The following is a 7,498-nucleotide window of genomic DNA, read 5'->3' on the forward strand; positions in this document are numbered from 1 at the left end:
ATAATATATTGAAAAGGAAATTTAAAATTAATAGTATTAAAAGTCTATGAATAATGTATAATTATTTATTAGAAGAAAATAAGTCATGAAATCATGTCATATTAGAGGTGAAATATGCGAGATAAGATAATAGAAATTATATTAAATAATAAATCTGAATTTATTTCAGGGGAAGAATTATCAAAACAATTAGGAGTATCACGTGCAGCTATATGGAAACATATGAAGGCTCTAAAAGAAGAAGGATATAATATAGAGTCTGTAAATAAGAAAGGATATAGATTAGCAGAAAACCCAACTGATTTATTAAGTCCCCAGAATATTTACTATAAATTAAATACAGAGTTTATTGGAAAGAATGTCATACATCTTGAAACTATAGATTCAACTAATGAATATGCAAAAAGAATAGCTACAAATAATATAGATGGAACTGTGATTTTAAGTGAACATCAGGATATGGGAAAAGGTCGATTGGGAAGAAACTGGGATTCTAAACCTCATGAAGGAGTCTGGATGAGCATTATTTTGAAACCAGATATGGAACCATTTAAAGCACCATTTATAACTTTAATAGCAGGGGCAAGTGTAACAAAGGCCTTAAATAATTTAGGAGCAAATACTCTAATAAAATGGCCAAATGATGCTATTTTAAATGGTAAAAAAATATGTGGTATATTAACAGAGTTATCTGCTGAGATTGAAAGAACAAACTATGTTGTTCTTGGAATTGGAATAAATGTTAAGACAATGGATTTTGAACCAGAAATAGCTGAGAAAGCTACATCACTATATAAAGAAGGATATAAATTATCTAGAGTAGATATTGTTAGAAATGTATTGACTGAATTTGAAAAATTGTATTTAGATTATATTGTAAATAACTCTAGAGAAAAAACTTTAAAAATGTGTAGAGATTATTCTGCAATTATAGATAAAAATATATATGTATTAAAAGGTAATGATAAGGAATTAGTGAAATGTATGGACATAAATGAGGATGGAAATTTGTTAGTTCAAAGCAGTGATGGAAATGTAAAAGAAATCATTTCAGGTGAAGTTTCTATAAGAGGAGAGAAGGGATATGTATAATAGTATTTTGGATGTAGAAGGTCTAAAGGTTGGGCAAGTGGAGGATAGAGATGGTCTTACTGGATGTACAGTAGTAATATGTGAAGAAGGAGCTACTTGTGGTGTTGATGTAAGAGGTTCTGCTCCAGGGACTAGAGAAACCGATTTATTGGACCCTGTGAATATGGTTCAAAAAGTTCATGCAGTAGTTTTGGCTGGTGGTTCTGCATATGGTCTTGAATCTACTTGTGGTGTAAGTAGATACTTAGAGGAAAAAGGAATTGGATTTGATGTAGGTGTAGGAAAAGTACCTATAGTTGTTGGAGCAGTGTTATTTGATTTGGGAGCAGGAGATTTTAAGTGTAGACCAGATTTACAAATGGGTTATAGAGCTTGTGAAGTCGCAAGCAAGGATATTTTAAATCAAGGAAATTATGGAGCAGGATGTGGAGCCACTGTTGGAAAGATAAGAGGCCAGGAGTATGCCATGAAAGGTGGTATAGGTAGTTATTCCATAAAATTGGATAATGGTCTAATTGTATCTGCATTGGTTGCTGTAAATGCTCTTGGAGATGTTTATGAAAATGGTAAGGTTATAGCAGGGGCTTTAAATGATAAAAAGACAGAGACTATTGATACATATAAGCTAATGAAACAAGGTGAAAGTAAAGGTGGATTTAGTATAGATAATACTACAATTGGAGTAATTGCAACAAATGCTAAGTTAACTAAAGCTGAATGTAAAAAGATATCTCAAATGGGGCATGATGGTTATGCAAAAGCCATTTTTCCTATTCACACACCTCATGATGGAGATACAATATTCACAATATCAACAGGAAAAATAGAAACAGATATAACATTATTAGGTTCATTAGCTGTAGAAGCAGTAGAAAAAAGTATAATAAATGCGGTGAAAAAAGCAGATAGTGTAAAAAATATAATAGCGTATAAAGATATAGTAAAAAAACGAGAAATATGATGAAATTAGCATATTTTTCTTGTCAAATTGTTGACAATAGTAATTCGTCTTGATAAAATTATTCTTGTTAGAGCGGGCATCCTAGAATGGTAGCCTGACTCAGAAATATAAGAAAAAAGACCGAAAAACAAAAAAATTAAGTAGTCCGGCATCGTTATGAGCTGGAACGGAGGTGTATTTTTTATGATGAACACAAGTGCATCAGTAAGAAAAGTAAATGTAAGAAAAATGACTATAATAGGAGTACTATCAGCTATTTCTATTATGCTATCTATGACTCCATTGGGATTTATTCCAGTTGGACCTACAAAAGCAACTATAATGCATATACCAGTTATTATTGGGGCTATTATAGAGGGGCCAATAGTTGGGGGTGCAATAGGGTTTATATTTGGAGTATCAAGTCTCTTAAATGCTATAATAAATCCAACCATAACATCCTTTGTTTTTATAAATCCGTTAGTTTCAATATTACCAAGAGTTATGATAGGTATATTGGCTTATTATGTATATCAATTAATAATTAAGGCTACAAATAAGGTATACATATCAGGTTTAATTACAGGAGCGATAGGTTCCTTGTTAAATACAGCTGGAGTTTTAGGAATGATATATGTCTTATATGCTGACAAATATCTTCATGCAATGGGTCAAAGTGGTTCAGCAGGAAAAGTAATAATGGCTCTTGCCGCAGCAAATGGAGTACCAGAAGCAATAGTAGGAGCTTTAGTAGTAGCTGCCGTTGCCACTGTACTTAAGAAAAGCAAAAAATAGAAAGAAGGTTAATGACATATGCTTCTAGTATTTGATGTTGGAAATACTAATATGGTTTTAGGTATATATAAAGGTGATAAATTAGTTAATTATTGGAGAATTAAAACAGATAGAGAAAAAACATCTGATGAATATGGAATCCTAATAAGTAGCTTATTTGAGTATGATAATGTGGATATAAATTCTATTAATGATGTGATAATATCATCTGTAGTACCAAATGTTATGCATTCTCTTGAAAACTTTTGTATAAAATACTGTAAAAAACATCCATTAATAGTAGGTCCAGGCATAAAAACAGGTCTAAATATAAAATATGATAATCCAAAGCAAGTCGGAGCAGACAGAATAGTTAATGCTGTAGCAGGAATAGAAAAGTATGGAGCACCAAGTATACTTGTTGACTTTGGAACAGCAACTACGTTTTGCGCTATCTCTGAAAAAGGTGAATATCTAGGTGGAACAATAGCGCCAGGAATAAAAATATCTAGTGAGGCATTATTTCAAAGTGCATCTAAATTACCTAGAGTAGAATTAACTAAACCAGGTATGACTATTTGTAAGAGTACTGTATCAGCTATGCAATCTGGAATAATTTATGGATATGTTGGTTTAGTGGATAAAATAATAAGCATGATGAAGAAAGAATTAAATTGTGATGATGTTAAAGTTATAGCTACAGGTGGATTAGCTAAACTGATTGCTTCAGAGACAAAAAGTATAGATTATGTAGATGGTTTTTTAACACTAGAAGGATTAAGAATAATATATGAAAAAAACCAAGAATAATTAATATACAGGGAATTGGGTTATATATCCAATTCCCTTTTTATGATAGTTTCATAGCTTTATGTGGTATATTATAATGAGGAAATATGAACTTTAAAATCAAATCGTAAAATAAAGGAAAAAAATAGGAGAAAAGCAATGAAAATAGGAAATTTAGAATTGAAAAATAAAGTTTTTCTATCACCTATGGCAGGAGTAACAGACCTACCATTTAGATTAATTTGTAAAGAACAAGGTTGTGGACTTTTATATACAGAAATGATAAATGGTAAGGCACTTTGCTATGATGATGAAAATACTAAAAAAATGCTTAAGATAGAAGAGGAAGAACATCCAGTAGCTGTTCAGATATTTGGTTCAGAGCCAGATTTTATGGGAAGAGCAGCAGAGATAATGAATGATTATTCAAATGAGATTCTCGATATAAATATGGGATGTCCAGCTCCAAAAGTAGTTAAAAATGGAGATGGGTCAGCACTTATGAAAAATCCTAAGCTTGCTGAGAAGGTATTAAAGGCAGTGGTGAAGAATTCAAAAAAGCCAGTAACTTTAAAGATAAGGAAAGGGTGGGATGATAATAGTGTAAATGCTGTTGAAATAGCAAAGATAGCAGAAGCTTGTGGAATAAGTGCTCTAGCAATACATGGAAGGACTAGAGAACAGTTTTATACAGGTAAAGCAGATTGGAATATAATCGCAGAAATTAAGAAAAATTTAAACATACCTGTTATAGGAAATGGTGATGTATTTACAATAGAAGATTCAATAAATATGTTAGACAAAACTGGTTGTGATGCTATAATGATAGGTAGGGGTGCTCAAGGTAACCCATGGATATTCAAAAGAATAAACCATTATATGAATACAGGTGAGATTTTGCCAGAGCCAACTCTTAACGAAAAAATAAGTACTGCCATTAAGCATTTAAAACTTGCAGTAGAAGAGCATGGAGAGTATGTAGCTGTAAGAGAAATGAGGAAACACATCGCTTGGTATTTAAAAGGACTTAGGAATTCTGCAAGATTAAGGGATGAAATTAACAAAATAGAAGACTATCAAGAAGTTGTGTCCAAATTGGAGTACTATATGGAAGACTCCTTGACATAAAAATAATAGTGACTTATAATATAGCGCATAAATTAAAAAAAGATTATAAAATTTTTAAAATATAATTAGGAAAATTCCTAAGAAATCTGTGAAGGAGTTGTATTTATAATGGAAGAAAATAAAGAGTTTTTATTGACACAAGAGGGATATGATAAATTAGAAGAAGAATTAGAAAACTTAAAGGTTGTAAAGAGAAAAGAAGTTGCAGAGAGAATCAAGGTTGCTATATCTTTTGGTGATTTATCTGAAAATGCTGAGTATGATGAAGCTAAAAAGGAACAAGCACAAGTTGAAGAAAGAATTCTAAAATTAGAAAATATGGTTAGAAAGGCTGTTATCATAGATGAAAGCAAAATAGACCTTAATGTTGTCACAATAGGATCAATAGTTAAAGTTAAGGATTTAGAATTTGATGAAGATGTTGAATATACTATAGTTGGTTCGACAGAAGCAGACCCATATGATGGTAAAATATCAAACGAGTCTCCTGTAGGAAAAGCACTTTTAGGTAGAGCTGTAAAAGAGATTGTAGAAGTGCAAGTTCCTGATGGAGTTGCTAAGTTTGAAATATTAGAAATAAGAAGATAATCTGGAGGAAAAAAATGAAAAATAATCAACAAAGCAATGAAGAAGCACAAATTCAGGAAGACCTTAGTGAAGTACTTCAAGTAAGAAGAGATAAACTAAAAAAATTACAAGAATCAGATAGAGACCCTTTTAAAGAAAGTAGATATGATAGAACTCATTATTCTACTGAGATAAAAGATAACTTTGATTCTCTTGAAGGTAAAACTACAAAAATAGCAGGACGTATAATGAGTAAGAGAATACAAGGTAAGGCTGGTTTTATAGATATTCAAGACCAAGAAGGAAGAATTCAATCTTATGTAAGATTAGATGCTATAGGGGAAGAAGAGTATAGTGTATTTTCAACATATGATATTGGAGATATAGTTGGAATTGAAGGGGAAATATTTAAAACTAAAAAGGGTGAGATATCTGTAAAGGCTAAATCTGTAGTATTACTATGTAAATCTTTACAAGTACTACCAGAAAAATATCATGGATTAAAAGACCAAGAATTAAGATATAGACAAAGATATGTTGACTTAATAGTAAATCCAGAAGTAAAAAATGCTTTTTTAACTAGAACAAAAGCGTTAAAAGCATTGAGAACATACTTAGATGATAGAGGATTTTTAGAGGTTGAGACTCCAATATTAAATACTATAGCAGGTGGAGCAAATGCTAGACCATTTATAACTAACCATAATACTTTACATATACCAATGTATTTAAGAATAGCTAATGAATTATACTTAAAGAGACTTATTGTTGGTGGATTTGATAAAGTTTATGAAATGGGAAGAATGTTTAGAAATGAAGGTATGGATTTAAAACACAATCCTGAATATACTGCAATAGAACTATATCAAGCATATGCTGATTATACTGATATGATGGAAATAACAGAAAATGTTATCGCACATATGGCAGAAGTTGCTACAGGAAGTATGATAATTAACTATCAAGGAACAGAAATAAACTTTACACCTCCTTGGAAAAGAATGAGCATGGAAGAGTGTGTTAAAGAGTATTCTGGGGTAGATTTTTCTACTATAGATACAGACGAAGAAGCGTTAGAAGTTGCTAAAGAAAAAGGTATAGAAATAAAACCTGGAATGAGAAGAGGGGAAGTAATAAATGCTTTCTTTGAAGAGTTTGGAGAAGATAAGTTAATCCAACCAACATTTATAACTCATCATCCAGTTGAAGTATCTCCATTATCTAAAAGAAATAATGAAGACCCAAGAAGAACTGATAGATTTGAAGCATTTGCCAATAAATGGGAATTAGCTAATGCGTTTTCTGAACTTAATGACCCAATTGACCAAAAAGGAAGATTCATGGACCAATTGAGAAAAAGAGAATTAGGTGATGATGAAGCCTTTGAAATGGATGAAGACTTCTTAAAAGCATTAGAGGTAGGTTTACCTCCTACAGGAGGATTAGGAATCGGTATAGATAGAGTAATTATGTTATTAACTAACTCTCCATCTATAAGAGATGTATTATTATTCCCTACTATGAAACCTATTGATAATAATCTAAATAAAGAAGAAGAGAACTAAAAAATATAAGCATTCTACTAAGCTTTAAATTAAGTATAGCTGTTAAATTAGCAATAAATAGCTTTATTTTATTTAAAGTGTTACTGTAGAATGCTTTTTATATGTGACAAATTACTTTTTAGATATTTAATTTATAAATTACCAACAAACATTAAAAAATGATATTAATTTTTGTTGATTGAGACTTTATATTTAGAAAATATGATTGAAAGTAATTTATTATGAAAATATTTAGAATAATTTTTGAGAAGGTAAAAGGAATATTTTCTGAGAATACTATATATAAAAAATTATTGGGGGAATGTCTGATGTTTCAAGTAATTGATTTTTTATGTTTATTCTGTGTTGGATTTTTAGTTCTTGATGTTATGGTATATTTTTGTAAAGATGCAATGGATATCTTTGAAAGTACAACTAAGGTTAATAAAGTTAAGAGCATAAATGTTTGGGCAGATAGAGTCAGAGCTAATTCATATTCTTATGAAAATAAAATTGCAAAATAGGTAAAACTATATATGCAGGTATTGCTTGTGATATCAAGGGTTATATCTATTAGTTTTAATTGAATTTATTAAAAAAAACAAAGAGTTATAACCTTTTTAAAAATAAAAAATAAAAAAATATCGAAAAAGTGTTGACGAAA

Annotated in this window: 8 protein-coding genes; all 8 read left to right on the forward strand. The window is 30.5% G+C overall.

What is annotated here, in order from left to right; translation table 11 throughout:
• Nucleotides 1-114: 114 nt before the first annotated feature.
• The 8 genes from Q3223_RS13395 to Q3223_RS13430 all read left to right on the forward strand — a co-directional run bounded on the left by Q3223_RS13395 (nt 115) and on the right by Q3223_RS13430 (nt 7,358).
• On the forward strand, nt 115-1,092 hold the full coding sequence (locus tag Q3223_RS13395) for a biotin--[acetyl-CoA-carboxylase] ligase (protein WP_407812089.1): 978 nt from the start codon (nt 115-117) through the stop codon (nt 1,090-1,092).
• On the forward strand, nt 1,085-2,053 hold the full coding sequence (locus tag Q3223_RS13400) for a P1 family peptidase (RefSeq protein ID WP_054271989.1): 969 nt from the start codon (nt 1,085-1,087) through the stop codon (nt 2,051-2,053). The genes Q3223_RS13395 and Q3223_RS13400 overlap by 8 nt, the downstream gene beginning before the upstream one ends.
• Before the next feature lie 183 nt (nt 2,054-2,236).
• On the forward strand, nt 2,237-2,827 hold the full coding sequence (locus tag Q3223_RS13405; RefSeq protein WP_021386471.1) for an ECF transporter S component: 591 nt from the start codon (nt 2,237-2,239) through the stop codon (nt 2,825-2,827).
• Nucleotides 2,828-2,845: 18 nt separating this feature from the next.
• A complete protein-coding gene (locus Q3223_RS13410) occupies nt 2,846-3,616 on the forward strand; it encodes a type III pantothenate kinase (protein ID WP_021386477.1) in 771 nt (256 codons plus the stop codon).
• Between the two features lie 138 nt (nt 3,617-3,754).
• Nucleotides 3,755-4,723, forward strand: a complete 969-nt coding sequence (dusB, locus tag Q3223_RS13415; protein WP_054277779.1) for a tRNA dihydrouridine synthase DusB — start codon at nt 3,755-3,757, stop codon at nt 4,721-4,723.
• Nucleotides 4,724-4,831: 108 nt separating this feature from the next.
• Complete coding sequence (gene greA / locus Q3223_RS13420) at nt 4,832-5,311, forward strand: transcription elongation factor GreA (protein WP_054271987.1); 480 nt, start codon at nt 4,832-4,834, stop codon at nt 5,309-5,311.
• A gap of 14 nt (nt 5,312-5,325) precedes the next feature.
• Entirely contained in the window at nt 5,326-6,855 is a 1,530-nt protein-coding gene (gene lysS / locus Q3223_RS13425) for a lysine--tRNA ligase (protein ID WP_074178783.1), read from the forward strand.
• 308 nt (nt 6,856-7,163) lie between these two features.
• Entirely contained in the window at nt 7,164-7,358 is a 195-nt protein-coding gene (locus tag Q3223_RS13430; protein ID WP_054271985.1) for a hypothetical protein, read from the forward strand.
• Nucleotides 7,359-7,498: the final 140 nt, after the last annotated feature.

This window comes from Clostridioides sp. GD02367, from assembly GCF_045900275.1.
Classification (GTDB): Bacteria; Bacillota; Clostridia; order Peptostreptococcales; family Peptostreptococcaceae; genus Clostridioides; species Clostridioides difficile_A.